Raw genomic sequence first — 19,729 nt, 5'->3', positions numbered from 1 at the left:
TGCTGGTTTTCTTTATTTATTAGGGTATTCCATTATTACTCAGTGTTAAATTTTCTATCTTTGAATTGAAAAAATGAAATTCAAATTTTAATCAGATACGATAAATGCATATTTTAATAGTTGAAGACGAAGTAGGAATTGTTCAATTTCTAAAACAAGGTTTGCAAGAAGAAGGTTATCAAATTACGACCGCAGCCGATGGTTCTAAAGGTTTTGAATTGGTTCAGGAACAAAAATTTGACTTGATTCTTTTAGATTGGATGCTGCCAAAAATCAATGGTTTAGATCTTTGTAAGGCAATCAGAATCAAAGATCAGACTACGCCAATCATTTTTTTGACTGCAAAAGATACGGTTCAGGAAACTATAGAAGGATTAAAAGCTGGAGCAAACGATTATATCAAAAAGCCATTTAGCTTCGAGGAATTGGTGGAGCGAATTAAAGTTCACTTTAGAAATAAACAGCAAGCTGAAACCTTGACACTCGGAAACATTACGATGGATTTGGCGAGACATATTGTTCTAAAAGGTGAGGAAGAAATTTCGCTAACACAGCGAGAGTTTGAATTGTTGGCCTATTTAATTCAGCATAAAGGAAAAGTCTGCACAAGAAATCAGATTTTAAGAGATGTCTGGGAAATCAACTTTGAATACGACACGGGGGTTATTGATGTTTTTATGAATGCAATTAGAAAAAAACTCAATCTTAAAATTGAAGAAGATTATATAAAAACTATCCGTGGCATTGGATATATCGCCAATGATTAATAAAATGACTTCATTATCCTTTAGAAATAGAATTGCATTAAATTATATTGTAGGAACCGGATTGCTGGTTTTAGCAGTCTTTTCGGCTATATATTTTATTGTAAAACTCACCGTTTACAATCATATCGACGAGAATTTAAATATAGAAGTTCAGGACCATTTTAAAGAACTAAGAATAGAAAAAGGCGCTGTAATTTTTATGGATGCCGAAGAATGGGAGGAAAGAGAACATAATTCAGTAGATGTAAATCCTATTTTTGTTCAGTTTTTGGATTTGAACAAAAAAATTATCGAAAAATCGCCTAATTTAAAAAATGAGAAACTCGTTTTTCATAATAAGAAAGAGCATTTTCATCCTTTTGATACGAAATTACTAGGGAGTACAATTCGCCAGATACAAGTGCCGCTTCATGTGCAATCTAAAAAAGTTGGTTATTTGATTATTGCAATGTCGCTTTCTGATTCTTCAAAAGTGTTGGACAATCTAATGGATACTTTACTAGTTGCTTTTCCAATCATCCTTTTGATTTTATTTTTTCTAGCAAGATTTTATGCAGGACGAAGTATTAAACCAATAAATAATATTATTCAAACTTCTAAAATTATTACTAAAGACAATCTGAAAGCAAGAATTCCGTTGCCAAAAACTAGGGATGAATTGTTTACACTTTCAAAGACCATTAATAATTTATTGAATCGAATTGAAGATGCGATTGAACGCGAAAAACAGTTCACATCTGATGCCTCACACGAATTAAGAACGCCTTTAACTGTAATTAAAGGAACACTTGAAGTACTTATTCGTAAACCTCGTGATAGCAAGGAATACGAAGAAAAAATCAACTATTGTATTAATGAAGTTGACCATTTAAATTCGCTTGTAGATCAGTTGCTCATGATGGCTCGTTTTGAGAATCAAAAACAGAATATTCTAAAAGAAAATGTTTATCTGAATGCAGTCGTTTTGGATGTGCTAACATTAAATACGGAGAAAATAAAGTCTGGACAAATAAATGTGATTTGGGATGCTCAAGAAGAATTTTATATTTATTCTGATAATTATTTAGTAGTGACCATTCTTCGAAATATCATTTCAAATGCTATAAAATATTCTAAACCGAATAGTGAAGTTAAAATTTCATTATCCAGAGAAAATCATAAAATTTTGTGCAATATTTCAGATCAAGGAATTGGGATTGCCAAAAAAGATTTAGAGTCTATTTTGAATCCTTTTTTTAGGTCAGATTCCTTAAATCACTCTGAAATAAAAGGAACAGGACTTGGTTTGTTTATAGTAAAACGAATGACAGATTTGCTACAGATTAAATTTAAAATTGAAAGTGAAATTGGGAAAGGAACCAAGGTATTATTGGTTTTTGAAGAATATGATAATTCGTTAAAGTAATTTTAAAATCATCAAGTAAAATGCAGTTGAAAACGATTTTTAACAATAAACTATCGTTAAGTTAAATTAAAAATTGCTTTTTAATTATTTTATCTAGTATATTTGCAACCGAATCAAAGAAGTAAAAAACAAAACCAATCATGATTTCAATTCAATTACATCATCATCATTTACATTATTGCTCTCAAGCGATGTGTTAATGGTATGCATGTAAATCATCATATTTTAAAACCCGTTTGAGTACATCAAACGGGTTTTTTAATTCTAACTCTCTTTGTACTCAAACTATTAATCCAACAAACAACTAAAAAAATGAGTACTTTAAAAATTGCAATTCAAAAATCGGGTCGTTTAAACGAAGACAGCATTCAAATTCTAAAAGACTGCGGTATTTCAATCAACAACGGAATCGATCAGTTAAAAGCAGAAGCTTCAAACTTTCCTCTTGAAGTTTTATACCTTAGAAATTCAGATATTCCACAGTATTTAATTGATGGAGTAGTAGATTTAGCAATCGTTGGCGACAATCTTTTGGTAGAAAAAGGAAAAGGAATCGAAGTCGTTCAGAAACTAGGTTTCTCAAAATGCAAAGTTTCGGTAGCGGTTCCAAAAACTTTCGAATACAATTCGGTTCAAGATTTAGCCAATCTTCGTATTGCAACTTCTTATCCAAACACGGTTAACGAATATTTCAGTAAATTTGGTATAAAGGTAGATATTCACCAAATTTCTGGTTCAGTGGAAATTGCGCCAAATATTGGACTTGCAGATGCAATTGTAGATATCGTTTCAAGCGGAAGCACACTTTTTAAAAACAACTTAAAAGAGGTTGAAGTAATCTTAAAAAGCGAAGCGGTTTTAGCAGTTTCTCCAAAAGTTTCTCCAGAAATTCAAAAACACATTGATACTTTAAAATTCAGAATTCAAGCGGTTTTAAGAGCTAGAAATTCGAAATATATCCTAATGAACGTTCCAAACGATAAAATCGAAGCGGTTGGAAAAATCCTTCCCGTTTTGAGAAGTTTAACGGTTCTTCCTCTCGCTCAAGAAGGTTGGAGTAGTGTTCACTCTGTAATCGACAAAGATACTTTCTGGGATGTAATTGACCAGCTAAAAGAAGTAGGAGCAGAAGGAATTCTAGTTTGCCCAATCGAGAAAATGGTTCTGTAGGGCTTTGCCTGCTTTAGGCAGTAAGCCTTAAGCTTAAGGCCGGAAAAAAATACACAAAGTTAATTAGCTTATAGCGTATAGCTTAAAGCTTAAAGCGAAAAAAATAATGAATAAAATAGATAATCCAAAACCAGAGATCTGGTCAGAAATATTAAAAAGGCCAACTCAAACCGTTGATGATATTGAAGTTACAGTAAAAGAAATCTTCAAAGAAGTACAAAGAAAAGGAGATGAAGCTGTAGCAAAATATACTTCGATTTTTGATGGAATTTCACAAGACAATTATGAAGTTTCAGAAGAAGAAATAACTGAGGCGATTAGTTTGATTCCTAATGAATTAAAAGAAGCTATTGAATTAGCAAAAGAAAATATTTATAAATTCCACAACGCTCAGAAAACAGAAAGAGTCGAAGTGGAAACAATTGAAGGAGTAAATTGCTGGCAAGAGAAAAGACCAATTCAAAAAATTGGTTTATACATTCCTGGAGGGACAGCGCCTTTGTTTTCTACTGTTTTAATGTTGGCGGTTCCTGCTGAAATTGCGGGTTGTAAAGAAATTGTATTGTGTTCGCCACCAGATAAAAGAGGCAAAATTAATCCAGCAATTTTATATGCGGCGAATTTATGTGGCGTAACTAAAATTCTAAAAGTTGGAGGAATTCAGGCAATTGCAGGAATGACTTTTGGAACACAGTCCATTCCGAAAGTATATAAAATTTTCGGACCAGGAAATCAATTTGTAACGGTAGCAAAACAATTGGCAACGCAATTTGGAGTTGCAATTGACATGCCTGCAGGGCCTTCAGAATTATTAATTGTGGCCGATGATACAGCAGTTCCAGCTTTTGTGGCTTCAGATTTATTATCTCAAGCAGAACACGGAACAGATAGCCAAGTGATTCTAGTTTCGACTTCAAAAAAACTAATTGTAGAAGTAGAGAAAGAAATACAATCTCAGTTAGAAGTGCTTCCAAGAAAAGCGATTGCAGAAAAAGCGATCGAAAATTCGAAATTGATTTATGTGGAAAACGATCAAATCGCTTTAGATTTAATCAACGAATATGGACCAGAGCACTTTATAATCTGTTCTGAATATGATGATTTCTACTGTAACGGAATCGTAAATGCAGGTTCTGTTTTTATTGGAAATTACACGCCTGAAAGTGCCGGAGATTACGCTTCAGGAACGAATCATACTTTGCCAACAAATGGTTATGCAAAGAATTACAGCGGTGTAAATCTAGACAGTTTTATGAAATCGATGACTTTTCAGAAAATTACTAAAGAAGGAATTCTGAATATAGGAAGCGCCATCGAAACTATGGCTGAAGCCGAAGGGTTACAGGCGCATAAAAATGCTGTAACATTAAGATTGAAGAGTTTATAAAGAGAAAAGAGTATAGAATATAGAACAAAGAGTAAAAAAACTGCAAATCAGAAGAGAGTCTATCGTCTTTATTCTATATTCTAAAAAATAAATAAAAATGAAATTCGATATAAATACAATAACACGTGAAAACGTAAAATCCTTAAAACCATATTCGTCTGCAAGAGATGAGTTTGAAGATTTTGATACAGCAGAAATGATTTTTTTGGATGCCAATGAAAATCCGTTTCAAAATGGAGTAAACCGTTATCCGGATCCGCAGCAGAATTCAGTTAAAGCTATTTTAGCTAAAAATAATTTAGTAAAGCAAAATCAGATTTTATTAGGAAACGGGAGCGACGAAGTTTTAGATTTGCTTTTTAGAGCTTTCTGTGAACCTAAAAAAGATAATGTCATTTCGCTTCCTCCAACATACGGAATGTATGGCGTTTTAGCGAATATTAATGCTGTTGAAAACAGAGAAGTTCTCCTATCGACAGATTTTCAACCTCAAGTTGAAAAGATTCTAGAAGCGGTTGACGAAAATACTAAAATCATCTTTTTATGTTCGCCAAACAATCCGACAGGAAATTCATTTTCAGATGAAAGTGTCGTGAAATTGCTTCAAAACTTTAAAGGTCTAGTCGTTATTGATGAAGCTTACATTGACTTCTCAGATAAAGAAAGCTGGCTGACAGAAATTGACGAATATCCAAATTTAGTGATTACGCAAACGCTTTCAAAAGCGTATGGTTTGGCAGGAATTCGTTTAGGAATCTGTTATGCATCTGAAGCTGTGGTTTCGGTTTTGAATAAAATTAAACCGCCTTATAATGTAAACGAATTGACACAGCAAAGAGCGAAAGAACGTTTGAAAGATTCTGACAAAATAAAACAAGAAATAGCTTCTATCATCAAGCAAAGAGAAGAATTGCTTAAAGTTTTACTTGAAGTAAGTTTTGTTGAAAAAGTATATCCAACAGAAGCCAATTTTATTTTAGCCAAAGTAGATGATGCTAACAAAAGATACGATCAATTAATTGAAAAAGGAATCGTTATTCGCAATAGAACAACACAGCCTTTATGCGAAAATTGCCTTCGTTTTACAATTGGAACGAAAGAAGAAAATGCAGTTGTAATTAGAGAATTGAAATTGTTGAAATAGAAGAAAGAATATAGAGTAAAGAAGAAAGAAAAAAATGAAAGAACTTTTGAGCTAGAATGAAAAGTCTATTTTTTTTACTCTTTTTTCTTTATTCTCAAAAATAAAAACATGAAAAAAGTACTTTTTATCGATCGTGATGGAACGATTGTTTTAGAACCTGAAAACTTACAATTAGACAGCTTAGATAAACTAGAGTTTTATCCAAAGGCGTTTCAATATCTGGCTAAAATCGCTAATGAATTAGATTACGAATTGGCAATGGTAACCAATCAAGACGGTTTAGGAACGGATAGTTTTCCTGAAGATACCTTTTGGCCAACGCAGAATTTTATTCTAAAAGCTTTTGAAAATGAAGGAGTTGTTTTTGATGAAATCTTCGTAGACAGAACTTTTCCAGAAGAAAACGCACCAACCCGCAAGCCAAGAACAGGAATGCTGACTAAATACTTGAACAATCCCGAATATGATTTGGCTAATTCTTTTGTTTTGGGTGACCGTTTAACAGATGTGGAACTGGCTAAAAACTTGGGAGCAAAAGCCATTTTCATGAACGATACAGATGGAATTGGAAGCAATGAAATTTCATCTAAACGTGAAGAATTAAATGATACAATCGTTTTGCAATCAATGGATTGGAAGAAGATTTACGAATTCTTGAAATTAGAAGCGCGTTCTGCTTCTATTACTCGTAAAACAAACGAAACGGATATTTACATCAACTTAAACCTTGACGGAACAGGAAAAAGCAAAATCGATACTGGAATTGCGTTTTTTGATCATATGTTAGATCAAATTTCACGTCACGGTCAAATGGACTTGGAAATTATTGTAAAAGGCGATTTAGAAGTAGATGAACACCACACCATAGAAGATACTGCAATTGCTTTAGGAGAAGTTTTCGCGAAAGCGTTAGGAAACAAATTAGGAATCGAGCGTTACGGTTTCTGTCTTCCTATGGATGATTGTCTAGCACAAGCAGCAATTGATTTTGGAGGAAGAAACTGGCTGATTTGGGAAACCGAATTTAAACGCGAAATGGTAGGTAAAATGCCAACAGAAATGTTCTATCACTTCTTTAAATCATTTACAGACGGCGCAAAAGCCAACTTAAATATCAAAGCAGAAGGAATCAACGAACATCATAAAATTGAAGCCATTTTTAAAGCTTTCGCAAAAGCGATAAAAGTAGCCGTAAAAAGAGATACTGAGAAAATGATTTTGCCTTCAACAAAGGGAATGCTTTAAAATTTGTTTCAAGTTTCAGGTTTCAAGTTTCAAGTTGCTCAACAGAACGTGAAACCTGAAACTTTAAACTTGAAACAAAACAAACAAAAAAATAATGAAAATAGTAATTATAAATTACGGAGCAGGAAATATTCAGAGCATTATGTTTGCTATTGAAAGATTGGGTTTTAAGGCAGTCTTGAGTAATGATCCGGACGAAATTAAATCGGCCGATAAAGTGATTTTCCCGGGCGTGGGCGAAGCGAGTTCAGCGATGGCAAAACTTCGTGAAAGCGGTTTGGAAAGTTTGATTCCAGAATTGAAACAGCCTGTTTTAGGAATTTGCCTCGGAATGCAATTGATGTGCAACAAAACAGAAGAAGGAAATACAGAAGGTTTAGGGATTTTTGATGTTGATGTTTTGAAATTTTCAAACAATGTAAAAGTGCCACAAATGGGATGGAATCAGATTTATGATTTAAAAACCGATTTATTTAAAGGTATTTCTGAAAATGAATTCATGTATTTAGTTCACAGTTTTTATGCGCCAAATTGTGATGAAGCTATTGCTACAACAAATTACGACGTTGAATATGCATCGGCTTTACAAAAAGATAATTTTTACGGAACTCAATTTCACCCAGAAAAAAGTGGTGATGTTGGCGAAAAGATTCTAGGAAATTTTTTAAAAATGTAAAATTTCAATATCAATCAAAATTTCAAAAAATCAATTTCAATTTTTAGAATCTAAAATCTAAAATCAGAAATCTAAAATTAAAAGCATGAGAATAATACCAGCCATAGATATCATTGAAGGAAAATGCGTTCGTTTGTCCAAAGGTGACTATGATACTAAAATAATTTACAATGAAAATCCGCTTGAAGTAGCGAAATCATTTGAAGCACACGGAATCGAATATCTGCATTTAGTAGATTTAGACGGTGCAAAATCGAGCAAAATTGTCAATTATAAGATATTGGAACAAATTGCCAATCAAACGAGCTTAAAAATTGATTTTGGAGGCGGATTAAAATCGGATGACGATTTGAGAATTGCTTTTGAAAGCGGTGCAAACCAAATAACTGGCGGAAGTATTGCCGTAAAAAACAGAGCAATTTTCGAAAAATGGATTTCAGAATACGGTTCAGAAAAAATCATTTTAGGCGCTGATGCTAAAGATGAAAAAATTGCCGTTTCTGGATGGTTAGAAGAATCTAATGAAGATTTGGTTCCGTTTATTCAAGATTATAAATCAAAAGGAATTCAGTATGTTATTTGTACCGATATTGCCAAAGATGGAATGCTTCAAGGTCCAAGTTTTGATTTATACAGTAAAATTTTAGCAGAAGCTGAAGGCGTAAAACTAATCGCTTCTGGCGGAATTTCAACTTTTGACGAATTGCCAAAGCTTGCCGAATTAGGTTGCGAAGGAACCATAATTGGAAAAGCGATTTACGAAGGGAGAATTAGCTTGAAACAACTAGAGAATTTTATAATTAGTAAATGAGAAAATTTGATAATTAGATAATTAATTTGCAGATTGTGTAAATTAATTATCTAATTGAATAATTTTCTAATTAACACATTAGATAAATGTTAGCAAAAAGAATAATACCTTGCTTAGATATAAAAAACGGAAGAACCGTAAAAGGCGTTAATTTCGTGGATTTGCGCGATGCTGGAGATCCTGTTGAATTAGCTGAAATTTATTCGGCTGAAGGTGCGGATGAATTGGTTTTCTTAGATATTTCTGCAACAGAAGAAAGGCGCAAAACACTGGTAAACATGGTGCGAAGCGTCGCAGAGAAAATCAATATTCCGTTTACGGTTGGAGGTGGGATTTCATCTGTTGAAGATGTTGATATTCTGTTGAATAATGGAGCAGATAAAGTTTCAATTAATTCATCAGCAGTAAAAAATCCGCAATTGATTAATGATTTGGCTCAGAAATTTGGAAGCCAGTGCGTTGTTGTGGCAATCGATGCTAAACAAATTGACGGACAATGGATTGTACATTTGGTTGGTGGAAAAGTTCCAACTGAGTTAAATTTATTCGATTGGGCTGTGGAAGTTGCAGAACGTGGTGCTGGAGAAATTTTGTTCACATCGATGGATAATGACGGAACTAAAAACGGTTTTGCAAATGAAGCTTTGGCTAAACTTTCAGAACTAGTAAATATTCCCATTATTGCTTCGGGAGGCGCTGGAAATATTCAGCATTTTGTAGATTCTTTCAAAAAAGGAAAAGCTGATGCAGCTTTAGCGGCAAGCGTTTTTCACTTTAAGGATATCGAAATCAAAGCTTTGAAACAAGAACTTAAGAATAATGGTATTGAAGTAAGGTTGTAAAAAATCCAAATTTCAATCAATAAATAAAAAATCAATTTCAGTTTTAAGAATCTAAAATCTGAAATCAAAAATCAAAAATAATTATGGACATCGATATCAAAAGCGCACACGGATTAATTCCGGCGATCATTCAGGATGCAGAAACAAAAAATGTTCTGATGCTGGGGTATATGAACGAAGAATCGCTTCAAAAAACAATAGAAACACAAAAAGTAACTTTCTTTAGCCGTTCTAAACAAAGACTTTGGACAAAAGGTGAGGAGAGTGGTAACTTTTTAAACTTAGTAAGCATTAAAAATGATTGCGACGGAGATACGCTTTTAATTCAGGCAAAACCTGTTGGACCAACTTGTCACACAGGAGCTGATACGTGTTGGCAAGAGCCAAATGATGCGAATTATGGTTTTATTTCTCAATTAGAAAACACAATCAAAACTCGCAGAGAAAATGCTGATTCAGAGAAAAGTTATGTAGCTTCTTTATTTGAAAAAGGAATTAATAAAATTGCTCAAAAAGTTGGGGAAGAAGCTGTAGAAGTTGTTATTGAAGCTAAAGATGATAATGATGATTTGTTCCTTAGCGAAAGCGCTGATTTATTGTTTCATTATTTGATTCTGCTTCAAGCAAAAGGATATCAATTGAATGATGTTGTGGAGGTTTTGAAGGGACGCCAAAAGTAACACAAGCTTGTCATTTCGACCGAAGGGAGAAATCACACTAGAAATTCCGCAAAGAATGTATTCAATCTTTGTCGATCTATAGAGGGAATTTCTCCCTTCACTCGAAATAACAAAAAATATAGTATTTTAGTATTAAATAATATATTTATGCGATTAGTTCTATACTTGTTTTTGCTTTTGGTTCCGAGTTTAAATTATGGCTTTAAAAAAAATGTAATGCCATATTCGATGGTTATTTCTAAAGCTGTTTTGATTGTTGACGGAACTATTTCTAAAGTTTCTGAAAATGAATATGAGTTCACGATAAGTGAGTTCATAAAAGGAAAATCTAGCTCAAAAATTAATGTAGCAATCTGGAAAGAGTGGCTATGTGATCCCAGAAATAAAGAATTAAAAAAAGGACAGAGAATGATTTTGTTTCTGGAAAGATCTCCGTATGGAAATTTTTATCCAATTAATGAAAGTACTGGAGAGTTGTATGTAGATAATAATACTTTTCTCGATATATTCTTGCCCAAAGCTTTTGTAAATCCTACAATTCTAAAGAAAGGGATTTCTATGTTTTTGGATACGTATACATTTTATGGAAATTTTAATGATCGATTTTATCAAAATGCTCATTTTGTGCGCAGCAAGTCTATTTTTGAAGTTTATAAAATGACAAAAACTAATACGGCTTTTAAGTTTTTAGTTGAGAATGCAGAATATTTTAAGCCAACAGAAGTACAATTTTTTCCCGTTTTATAATTACTTCACAAATTCAAAAACTGCAAATTCTTGCGGCTGATGAAAACCAAACTTTAAACTATTATAAGGCTGTAAAGCAATATATTCGGTTGTGTTACCGTAATCAATCCTAAAAGCATTTCCTTTCCATTTATTTCCGACTTTAGGTTTCGAAAAACCGCCATTTTTAATTTTTCTAAGACTAGAAAAAGGAATTTTTATTTCTACAGTGTATCCGTCTTTATTGATTTTACTGACAGTTTCTAAGCCTTTAATGTCAAAATCCATTGAGGTATTCCATCCGCCACATCCTTCTGAAATGCATTTTAAAAGTAAATCATAGTTTGTTGAAAATGCGTTTACACCAATTTCAATATAGTTTTGGCTGTCTGCGTCTGGATCAAGAAAAATTTCAGCTAAATCATCTGTTTGAAAAATCTGTGAATCTTTTGCTTGTAGCGTCCCAACAATTTTAGAATCAGTGCAGTTGTAAGCGATGTAAAGGTTTTTATTATTCCAAGAAAGTGAGACGAAGGTTTTTTGAGTGGCGCTTTCTCCTGTATTATGAATTACAAAAGGGCCAAGAAAAGGCGTTTTCCAGTCGGTTAAATCACCGTCGATTTTTATTTTTTTATTTGTTTTATGAATGAGGATATTTTGTGAATTAACAGTAGTTGCAATTATTACCAGTAAAGACGAAAGTATTGTGCCAAATCTCATATATGATTCTAGTATTTTAAAACCACTAAAATAGAGAAGATTAATTGAAATAAGTGATTTTTTTTTCTGCCGGAAATCATAAAATTTTAAAATACTAGATATGAATGTTTACATTTGTTGAAAATAAACTGATTTAAAACCTTTATTTTGTACAAATTTATAAATAATGAAAAAATACTTTAGTGGCATTTTTATCGCCTTTTTGGTTGGTTTCTCTGCCAATGCTCAGGGACTTTTAAATAAGTCAGAAACCGTTTTTACACATCAGGATACTTTACGCGGAAGCATCACAAAAGAAAGAGCCTGGTGGGATTTAAAATATTATCACCTTGATGTAAAGGTTAAGCCTTCAGAGAAATTTATTTCAGGTTCAAATACTGTTCGTTATACTGTTTTAACAGAGAACAATCGTATGCAGATCGATTTACAGGAGCCAATGAATATTACTAAAGTGACTCAGAATGGTAAAGATTTAAAATTTGAAAGAAATGGAAATGCTTTCTTTATTACTTTAATAGAAAAGCAAAAAGTTGGTGCAGTAAAAGAAATCGTAATTTTCTTTGAAGGAAAACCTAAAGAAGCTGTTAGAGCTCCTTGGGATGGTGGTTTCTCTTGGAAAAAAGATAAAAACGGAAAAGATTTTATTGCGACATCTTGTCAAGGTTTAGGCGCGAGCGTTTGGTGGCCTTGTAAAGATCATATGTACGATGAAGTGGAGAATATGTTGATTAGCGTAAATGTTCCAGGAGATTTAACGGAAGTTTCTAACGGAAGATTACAGAGCGTTAAAAAAGAAAAAGACGGAACTAAAACTTTCAATTGGTATGTTTCAAACCCAATCAATAATTATGGTGTAAACATCAATATTGGTGATTATGTGAATTTTTCTGAGGTTTTTAAAGGCGAAAAAGGAAATTTAGACTGTAATTATTATGTTTTAAAAGACAATTTAGCTTTAGCAAAAGAGCAGTTTAAAGATGCTCCAAAAATGCTAAAAGCTTTTGAAAGCTGGTTCGGACCTTATCCGTTCTACGAAGACAGCTATAAATTGGTTGAAGTTCCATATTTAGGAATGGAGCACCAAAGTTCTGTAACTTATGGCAATCAATATAAAAATGGATATTTAGGACGTGATTTGAGTGGAACAGGCTGGGGATTAAAGTTTGATTTTATCATTATTCACGAATCGGGCCACGAATGGTATGCCAATAATATTACCTATAAAGATATCGCTGATATGTGGGTTCATGAAAGTTTTACAAACTATTCAGAAAGCCTTTTTGTGGAGTATTACTACGGAAAAGAAGCTGGTGCAGAGTATGTAATTGGCTGTAGAAAAAATATTCAAAATGATATTCCAATTATCGGACATTATGATGTGAATAATGAAGGTTCTGGCGATATGTATCCAAAAGGAGCTTCAATGCTACATATGATTCGTCAGGTAATCAATGATGATGCAAAATGGAAATCGATTTTAAGAGGTATGAATAAGACCTTCTATCACCAAACAGTTACGGGAAAACAGATTCAAGATTATATCAACGACCAGTCAGGAATTAACTTCAACAGAGTTTTTGCACAATATTTAACTACAACTCAAATCCCGGTTTTTGAATATATGTTTAAAAACGGAACTTTCGGTTACCACTGGACAAACTGTGTTTCTAAATTTGATATGCCAGTAAGAGTAAAATTAAACGGTGTTGAAACTTGGCTGAAACCAACTACAGAATGGCAATCAGTAAAAACAACAAGTGAAGACAGAAAAGTAGAAGTAGATAAAGATTTCTATGTAACGACTTCTAATATAGTTGAATAAAATCTTTTAATTTTCAATATATAAAATCCCAAATTCCAATTATCGGAGTTTGGGATTTTTTTTTGAGGTTATTAAACCTGACAGTTTTTTTAAACCTGTCGAGTTTGCTGTTTTTAGCGTTTAGTATGTAATCATAAGGAACGAAGGATCACACTAGAAACTATCGAAAGGTAATTCTCCAATCTTTGTTGATTTACGAGTGCGATCCTTCGTTTCTCAGGATGACAAAAAGGGTTGAAAAACAAAGTTTTTCAACCCTTTTGATTGGAATTTGGAATTTCTTTATTGTAATTTAAAACATTTATCTGTTGTTCAATTTCGCTTTCTCCTTTATAATATCAGCAATTTTTCTGTTTTCGATTTTGCTTTCCAGCCACGAAATAATATCAAGATATAAAAAAGCTCTTTTTTCGTAGGTGTTCTTTTCAAGTTCTACGAAACGAGTATGCATTTTTTTGAATTCCTTTTTAATATCAGCAGGGTAGAAGTTGTTTAGGTTTCTTAAAAACTTGATAATCTCTTTTTGAACTTCGTGCAAATCGTTCATTTTCAATAAGAACTTATACGTGCTTTTCAAATGATTTTCTAAATAATAATCTTTTCCAAGCTCATAATGTGCAATCAGAGACAATAATCTTGCAAAGCACATTAAATCTTCGCGCATGGTCAAGTTTTTGTTGTTGATGATTTTATCTAAGTAATTAATGCATTCATTGTATTTTTCGTTACCAAAATAAATAGAAGCAATTTTATAGAAAAACAACATTTCGTGATGCTCATCAAGATGTTCGCTGTGTAATTTCAGTTTATTTAAAATCTCAGGAATTAAATATTCGCTTTCCGCGAAAGTACCTTCTAAAATATGTAGATTTAATTTATTGTTGTATACATATAAGAAAGACAATGATGCAAGATTATCATTTGAAGGAAACTTAGGGTCTGCAATGGTTTCTTCTAAAAGATTCAAATATCTCTTGAAATTCGAGGTATATTTCAGCATATAAAGCGATTCGAGAAAATAGTGGTTTCCTTTTAGGAAAAACACAGGATTAAGATAAATCATATTTGGATTATCATAAAAAAGCTGAACCCATTTATAAGCAAATTTATAACTCGCCAAGAAATCTTGTACCAGAAAGCTTCGCCAAAGATTAGCATTATAAAACCAGTATTTTTCGCGGAAACCAAACTTGCTTTCGTCTAGTTTTGCAATATGTCTGTTAAAATAGTCGTCTATATATTTATATTCCTCATCACTTTTTACGTAACCCGTTTTTAGCATGATGCCGTATAGCTGAAGCGATAAGTTAGATAATTTACTTGAAATCGTATTTCGGTAGTTTAACTCTTTGGCCTGAACAACCAATTCGTCAGCACGTCCTTGAATACTTCGGGTAATATATTGCGATTCGATTAGTTTTTCGAATTCAACAATTTCATACGCCATATATTTTTCGTCATTTTCTAAAGCTTGCTGTTTGGTCTTATCTAGAATTTTTAAACTCTGCTTGTATAATCCTTTATTATATAAAATAACGGCAAAATCCATTTGTTCTCGAAGCTGATAACGAATGTTTTGGCTAGGGATATTTAATCTTATACTGACTAGAATCTGTTTGTATAAGTATGATTTTAAATTAGATAACTGTACTTTTTGGATAATACCACTTTTAAGAATGAGTTTTTCATCATAAACTTCAGATTTATCTAAAATATTGAATAATTCGATAAATTTTGTGTTTGAACTCGTTTCTAATCGGCTTGCAAAAATTTTAAACTGCCTTTTTTCTGATTTCGAAAGTGATTTGATTAGAACAAATAAGAAATCTTTTTGATGGTTAGCCATTGTAAAAAATAATAATATAACTTACTGATTATAAGTTAGTTGATGTAAGATAAAACGTTTTATGAACAGTATAATTTCATTAAAATGAATTTCATACTGTAATAGTACAATATATATTTGTTATCAAGATGTGAAATTACATTAAATAAATGAATATGAATAGAGAGAAAGTTCAAATTTTTGACACCACATTGCGAGATGGTGAACAAGTTCCAGGATGTAAGTTAGATACTAAGCAAAAATTAGTTATCGCAGAACGACTAGACAAAATGGGAGTTGACATTATCGAAGCAGGCTTTCCTGTGTCAAGTCCAGGCGATTTTTTATCGGTCTCTGAGATTTGTAAAATTGTAGAAAATGCAACCGTCTGCGGACTTACAAGAGCCGTAAAAAACGACATTGATGTTGCAGCAGCTGCTTTAAAGCACGCTAAGAAACCAAGAATCCATACTGGAATCGGAACTTCAGAATCTCATATACTCCACAAATTACAAACTACGCCTGAAGATATTATTGCAAGAGCAAAATTTGCTGTAGCGCATGCTAAATCTTATGTAGAAGATGTAGAATTCTACGCAGAAGATGCAGGTAGAACAGATAATGCGTTCTTAGCTAAAGTTTGTGAAGAAGTTATTAAATCTGGAGCAACTGTATTGAATATTCCTGATACTACTGGATACTGTCTTCCGGAAGAATACGGAGCAAAAATTAAATACTTAAAAGAAAACGTAAAAGGAATCGAAAACGTAATCCTTTCATGTCACTGTCATAATGATTTAGGAATGGCAACTGCAAACTCAATTGCAGGAGCTATCAATGGAGCAAGACAAATAGAATGTACTATTAATGGTATTGGTGAAAGAGCTGGAAATACTGCGCTTGAAGAAGTGGTAATGATTTTCAAACAACACCCTTACTTAAATTTAGACACAAACATCAATACAAGAGAATTGAACGAAATGAGCCGTTTGGTTTCTGAAAGTATGGGAATGATTGTACAGCCAAATAAAGCAATTGTTGGAGCAAATGCCTTTGCACACAGTTCTGGAATTCACCAAGACGGTGTAATCAAAAACAGAGCAACTTACGAGATTATGGATCCGCTAGACGTGGGTGTTAATGAATCTTCAATCATTTTGACAGCAAGAAGCGGAAGAGCTGCTTTGGCTTACCGTGCTAAAAAAGTAGGTTACGAATTAACAAAAGTACAGTTGGATATCGTTTACATCGAATTCTTGAAATTCGCTGATATTAAAAAAGAAGTTGTAGACGCAGATATTCACCAAATTATTGAAGCTTCTAAAATAGAAGGAGACTTAATCAGAAACTAATATTTCAAAATAAGAATTTTAAGGAACAATAAGGATTTAAAGACATAAATAGCGAGAGATTATGAATTTAAAAATAGCAGTTTTACCAGGAGATGGAATTGGACCTGAAGTAATTTTACAAGCTAAGAAAGCTTTGTACGCCATTGGCGAAGTGTATAATCATGAATTTGTTTTTGAGGAAGCGCTCATGGGAGCGGTTGCTATCGATAAAACAGGAAGTCCTTTGCCGGAACAAACTCTGAATCTTTGTTTAAATACAGATGCAGTTTTGCTTGGTGCAATTGGGGATCCAAAATACGATAACAACCCAAATGCAAAGGTTCGTCCAGAGCAAGGATTATTAAAACTGCGAAAAGAATTAGGATTGTTTGCTAATATTCGTCCTATAAAACCTTATAAAGCCTTAATTGAAGCTTCTCCTTTAAAGAGAGAAATTATTGAAGGAGCTGATTTTACGATTTTTAGAGAATTAACTGGTGGAGCTTACTTTGGAACAAAAACACTTAATGAAGAAGGAACACACGCTTCAGATTTATGTGAATATTCAGAAGAAGAAATTACTAGAATTGCACATTTAGCTTTTAAATCGGCACAAAAACGACGCAAAAAGCTAACAATGGTCGATAAAGCAAACGTTTTGGAGACTTCAAGATTGTGGAGAAAAGTAGTTCAGAAAGTGAGCGAAGATTATCCAGATGTTAAACTTGATTTCTTGTTTGTGGATAATGCAGCCATGCAGCTGATTTTAAATCCGAAACAGTTTGATGTGATTTTGACTGAGAATTTGTTTGGAGATATTTTATCAGACGAAGCAAGTGTAATTACAGGATCTATTGGTTTATTGCCATCAGTGTCTTTAGGAGAAAAAAATGCTTTGTTTGAGCCAATTCACGGATCATATCCGCAGGCAAAAGGAAAAAACATAGCTAATCCGATTGCTTCGATTTTAGCGGCAGCGCTTTTGTTAGAACATTTTGGATTAACTAAAGAAGCTCATGTAATCTATAAAGCCGTAGAGAAAGCAATTGAATACAAAGTAGTTACAGTTGATTTGAAACCAGATTCAAAATTTGGAACAAACGAAGTAGGAGAGTTCGTTTCTAATTTTATTTTCAGCAAAGACGATTTGCTGTATTTTAATAATGATAATGTAAGTATTGGACAATCTACAATTGTTTAATATTTTTTGTTAAAACGTGAAGATAATAACAAGAAGTCTTTGAAATGTTGAGATTTTATTTTTTTACTTCCAGAAGTTTACTTACTTTTGTGACACTAAAAAAATAAATGATGCAAATCTCAATTATTATTACTTCTGTCGTTGTTGTCAATGTGATTCACACATCTGCATCGGGAATGTTATAAATATAATTGAAAGACTATATTACAAACCTTCCAAATACTGGAAGGTTTTTTTTTGAATAAAAAATTAAAAATTAATAAAAGCAATAATGGAATTAAATAAGTACAGCAAGACCATCACACAAGATCAAACACAGCCAGCGGCACAAGCGATGTTGTACGGAATTGGTTTAACTGAAGAAGATTTAAAGAAAGCACAAGTTGGTATTGTGAGCATGGGTTACGATGGTAACACTTGCAACATGCACCTTAATGATTTAGCAAAAGATGTTAAGAAAGGTGTTTGGGATGCGGATCTTGTCGGACTTATTTTTAATACCATTGGTGTCAGTGACGGTATTTCTAACGGAACTGAAGGTATGCGTTACTCGCTGGTTTCTAGAGATGTAATTGCAGATTCTATCGAAACTGTTGCTGGAGCGCAATGGTATGATAGTATTATTGCAATTCCTGGTTGCGATAAAAATATGCCAGGTGCATTAATTGCAATGGGAAGATTGAATCGCCCGTCAATGATGATTTACGGTGGTTCTATTCACTCTGGAAAATGGAAAGGAGAATCTCTAAATATCGTTTCTGCTTTTGAAGCTTTAGGTAAAAAAGTAAAAGGCGAAATCACTCCAGAAGATTTTAAAGGTGTTATTCAGAATGCTTGTCCAGGGGCTGGTGCTTGTGGCGGTATGTATACTGCAAACACAATGTCTTCTGCAATCGAAGCATTAGGAATGAGCTTACCATACAGTTCTTCTAATCCTGCTTTGAGTCAAGAGAAAAGAGACGAATGTTTGGAAGCTGGAAAAGCAATCAAAATATTATTGGAAAAAGATATCAAGCCAAGAGACATTATGACTCGTAAGGCTTTTGAAAATGCTATTACAATCGTAGCTGTTTTAGGTGGTTCTACAAACGCTGTTATGCACTTAATTGCAATGGCACATTCTGTTGGAGTTACAATCACTTTAGATGATTTTCAAGCTATTAACGATAGAACACCAGTATTAGCAGACATGAAACCAAGTGGTAAGTATATGATGGAAGATATCCACGAAGTTGGAGGTATTCCTTCAGTTATGAAATACTTACTGAAAGTGGGACTTATCCACGGAGATTGTTTGACCGTAACAGGAAAAACAGTTGCAGAAAACTTAGCTTCAACTCCAGATTTACAAGACGGACAAGAAGTTATTCATGAAATTCAAAAAGCATTAAAACCAACAGGAAATATTCAGGTATTATACGGAAATCTTGCTTCTGAAGGTGCTGTGGCAAAAATCAGCGGTAAAGAAGGAGAATATTTCGAAGGACCAGCTGTTGTATTTGAAGGTGAATTTGAAGTAATTCCAGGTCTTCAAGCCGGAAAGATTAAACCAGGTAATGTAGTCGTCATCAGGGGTTGTGGGCCAAAAGGTGGTCCGGGAATGCCTGAAATGCTGAAGCCTACATCTGCGATTATTGGAGCTGGATTAGGAAGCAGTTGTGCACTAATTACAGACGGTAGATTCTCGGGCGGTTCGCACGGTTTCGTGGTAGGTCACGTTACACCAGAAGCATATGACGGTGGTGGTATTGCACTAGTAAAAGATGGAGATTTAATCGCTATCGATGCTGTGAAAAATACAATCGACCTGAAGATATCTGACGAAGAATTTGCAGCAAGAAAAGCGGCATGGGTTCAGCCGAAATTAAAAGTTGACAAAGGGGTTTTACTTAAATACGCTAGATCGGTTTCGAGTGCATCAACAGGATGTGTAACCGATAATTAATTACAATAACAATTTCAAAAAGCAATAACAAT

General features: G+C 33.3%; 17 protein-coding genes. 15 read left to right on the top strand and 2 right to left on the bottom strand.

The annotated features are described in order from the left end of the window. Positions 1-104 precede the first annotated feature (104 nt). The 11 genes from SOM12_RS11950 to SOM12_RS11900 all read left to right on the top strand — a co-directional run bounded on the left by SOM12_RS11950 (position 105) and on the right by SOM12_RS11900 (position 10,874). Entirely contained in the window at positions 105-767 is a 663-nt protein-coding gene (locus SOM12_RS11950) for a response regulator transcription factor (RefSeq protein ID WP_320493576.1), read from the top strand. Positions 768-771: 4 nt separating this feature from the next. Next, a complete protein-coding gene (locus tag SOM12_RS11945) occupies positions 772-2,172 on the top strand; it encodes a HAMP domain-containing sensor histidine kinase (RefSeq protein ID WP_320493575.1) in 1,401 nt (466 codons plus the stop codon). 312 nt (positions 2,173-2,484) lie between these two features. Next, the gene (gene hisG / locus SOM12_RS11940; protein WP_095929293.1) at positions 2,485-3,342 is read left to right on the top strand and encodes an ATP phosphoribosyltransferase; all 858 of its coding nucleotides are present in this window, start codon (positions 2,485-2,487) and stop codon (positions 3,340-3,342) included. 106 nt (positions 3,343-3,448) lie between these two features. Then, complete coding sequence (gene hisD / locus SOM12_RS11935; RefSeq protein ID WP_320493574.1) at positions 3,449-4,729, top strand: histidinol dehydrogenase; 1,281 nt, start codon at positions 3,449-3,451, stop codon at positions 4,727-4,729. 97 nt (positions 4,730-4,826) lie between these two features. Continuing rightward, on the top strand, positions 4,827-5,873 hold the full coding sequence (gene hisC / locus SOM12_RS11930; protein WP_320493573.1) for a histidinol-phosphate transaminase: 1,047 nt from the start codon (positions 4,827-4,829) through the stop codon (positions 5,871-5,873). Positions 5,874-5,981: 108 nt separating this feature from the next. Beyond that, the gene (gene hisB, locus SOM12_RS11925) at positions 5,982-7,118 is read left to right on the top strand and encodes a bifunctional histidinol-phosphatase/imidazoleglycerol-phosphate dehydratase HisB (RefSeq protein ID WP_320493572.1); all 1,137 of its coding nucleotides are present in this window, start codon (positions 5,982-5,984) and stop codon (positions 7,116-7,118) included. 94 nt (positions 7,119-7,212) lie between these two features. Beyond that, positions 7,213-7,794 carry an imidazole glycerol phosphate synthase subunit HisH gene (hisH, locus tag SOM12_RS11920; RefSeq protein ID WP_320493571.1) on the top strand — a complete coding sequence of 194 codons (582 nt, stop codon included), beginning with the start codon at positions 7,213-7,215 and terminating at the stop codon, positions 7,792-7,794. An 85-nt stretch (positions 7,795-7,879) separates the two neighbouring features. Beyond that, the gene (gene hisA, locus SOM12_RS11915) at positions 7,880-8,605 is read left to right on the top strand and encodes a 1-(5-phosphoribosyl)-5-[(5-phosphoribosylamino)methylideneamino]imidazole-4-carboxamide isomerase (protein ID WP_320493570.1); all 726 of its coding nucleotides are present in this window, start codon (positions 7,880-7,882) and stop codon (positions 8,603-8,605) included. Between the two features lie 86 nt (positions 8,606-8,691). Continuing rightward, positions 8,692-9,447, top strand: coding sequence for an imidazole glycerol phosphate synthase subunit HisF (hisF, locus tag SOM12_RS11910; protein WP_320493569.1), 756 nt, complete (start codon positions 8,692-8,694; stop codon positions 9,445-9,447). Between the two features lie 80 nt (positions 9,448-9,527). Then, positions 9,528-10,127 carry a bifunctional phosphoribosyl-AMP cyclohydrolase/phosphoribosyl-ATP diphosphatase HisIE gene (hisIE, locus tag SOM12_RS11905; RefSeq protein ID WP_320493721.1) on the top strand — a complete coding sequence of 200 codons (600 nt, stop codon included), beginning with the start codon at positions 9,528-9,530 and terminating at the stop codon, positions 10,125-10,127. A gap of 147 nt (positions 10,128-10,274) precedes the next feature. Next, entirely contained in the window at positions 10,275-10,874 is a 600-nt protein-coding gene (locus SOM12_RS11900) for a hypothetical protein (protein WP_320493568.1), read from the top strand. Here the strand turns inward: SOM12_RS11900 and SOM12_RS11895 are convergent, their stop codons facing one another. Further along, positions 10,875-11,573, bottom strand: a complete 699-nt coding sequence (locus SOM12_RS11895) for a carbohydrate-binding family 9-like protein (protein WP_320493567.1) — start codon at positions 11,571-11,573, stop codon at positions 10,875-10,877. Between the two features lie 166 nt (positions 11,574-11,739). Here SOM12_RS11895 and SOM12_RS11890 point away from each other — a divergent pair, with 166 nt between their 5' ends. Further along, positions 11,740-13,395: a M1 family metallopeptidase gene (locus tag SOM12_RS11890; protein WP_320493566.1), complete on the top strand. Its 1,656-nt coding sequence runs from the start codon at positions 11,740-11,742 to the stop codon at positions 13,393-13,395. A 301-nt stretch (positions 13,396-13,696) separates the two neighbouring features. On the opposite strand, the gene SOM12_RS11885 is transcribed toward SOM12_RS11890, so the two are convergent. Further along, a complete protein-coding gene (locus SOM12_RS11885) occupies positions 13,697-15,241 on the bottom strand; it encodes a hypothetical protein (protein ID WP_320493565.1) in 1,545 nt (514 codons plus the stop codon). Positions 15,242-15,396: 155 nt separating this feature from the next. On the opposite strand from SOM12_RS11885, the gene SOM12_RS11880 reads away from it, so the two are divergent. The 3 genes from SOM12_RS11880 to ilvD all read left to right on the top strand — a co-directional run bounded on the left by SOM12_RS11880 (position 15,397) and on the right by ilvD (position 19,697). After that, positions 15,397-16,572: a 2-isopropylmalate synthase gene (locus tag SOM12_RS11880; RefSeq protein ID WP_320493564.1), complete on the top strand. Its 1,176-nt coding sequence runs from the start codon at positions 15,397-15,399 to the stop codon at positions 16,570-16,572. A gap of 61 nt (positions 16,573-16,633) precedes the next feature. Then, the gene (gene leuB, locus SOM12_RS11875) at positions 16,634-17,752 is read left to right on the top strand and encodes a 3-isopropylmalate dehydrogenase (RefSeq protein WP_250836111.1); all 1,119 of its coding nucleotides are present in this window, start codon (positions 16,634-16,636) and stop codon (positions 17,750-17,752) included. A gap of 271 nt (positions 17,753-18,023) precedes the next feature. After that, positions 18,024-19,697 carry a dihydroxy-acid dehydratase gene (ilvD, locus tag SOM12_RS11870; protein WP_095929305.1) on the top strand — a complete coding sequence of 558 codons (1,674 nt, stop codon included), beginning with the start codon at positions 18,024-18,026 and terminating at the stop codon, positions 19,695-19,697. Positions 19,698-19,729 lie beyond the last annotated feature (32 nt).

This window comes from Flavobacterium sp. CFBP9031 (assembly GCF_034044945.1).
GTDB lineage: Bacteria > Bacteroidota > Bacteroidia > Flavobacteriales > Flavobacteriaceae > Flavobacterium.
Note: the sequence above shows the minus strand (reverse complement) of the source record. Positions and strands in the feature narration are given on the sequence as shown.

Coding starts and splice junctions, on each gene's coding strand:
- SOM12_RS11895 (WP_320493567.1), bottom strand. CDS start 11,573: ATGAGATTTGGCACAATACTTTCGTCTTTACTGGTAATAATTGCAACT.
- hisD (WP_320493574.1), top strand. CDS start 3,449: ATGAATAAAATAGATAATCCAAAACCAGAGATCTGGTCAGAAATATTA.
- SOM12_RS11885 (WP_320493565.1), bottom strand. CDS start 15,241: ATGGCTAACCATCAAAAAGATTTCTTATTTGTTCTAATCAAATCACTT.
- leuB (WP_250836111.1), top strand. CDS start 16,634: ATGAATTTAAAAATAGCAGTTTTACCAGGAGATGGAATTGGACCTGAA.
- hisB (WP_320493572.1), top strand. CDS start 5,982: ATGAAAAAAGTACTTTTTATCGATCGTGATGGAACGATTGTTTTAGAA.
- hisH (WP_320493571.1), top strand. CDS start 7,213: ATGAAAATAGTAATTATAAATTACGGAGCAGGAAATATTCAGAGCATT.
- SOM12_RS11900 (WP_320493568.1), top strand. CDS start 10,275: ATGCGATTAGTTCTATACTTGTTTTTGCTTTTGGTTCCGAGTTTAAAT.
- ilvD (WP_095929305.1), top strand. CDS start 18,024: ATGGAATTAAATAAGTACAGCAAGACCATCACACAAGATCAAACACAG.
- hisC (WP_320493573.1), top strand. CDS start 4,827: ATGAAATTCGATATAAATACAATAACACGTGAAAACGTAAAATCCTTA.
- SOM12_RS11880 (WP_320493564.1), top strand. CDS start 15,397: ATGAATAGAGAGAAAGTTCAAATTTTTGACACCACATTGCGAGATGGT.
- SOM12_RS11950 (WP_320493576.1), top strand. CDS start 105: ATGCATATTTTAATAGTTGAAGACGAAGTAGGAATTGTTCAATTTCTA.
- SOM12_RS11945 (WP_320493575.1), top strand. CDS start 772: ATGACTTCATTATCCTTTAGAAATAGAATTGCATTAAATTATATTGTA.
- hisA (WP_320493570.1), top strand. CDS start 7,880: ATGAGAATAATACCAGCCATAGATATCATTGAAGGAAAATGCGTTCGT.
- SOM12_RS11890 (WP_320493566.1), top strand. CDS start 11,740: ATGAAAAAATACTTTAGTGGCATTTTTATCGCCTTTTTGGTTGGTTTC.
- hisG (WP_095929293.1), top strand. CDS start 2,485: ATGAGTACTTTAAAAATTGCAATTCAAAAATCGGGTCGTTTAAACGAA.
- hisF (WP_320493569.1), top strand. CDS start 8,692: ATGTTAGCAAAAAGAATAATACCTTGCTTAGATATAAAAAACGGAAGA.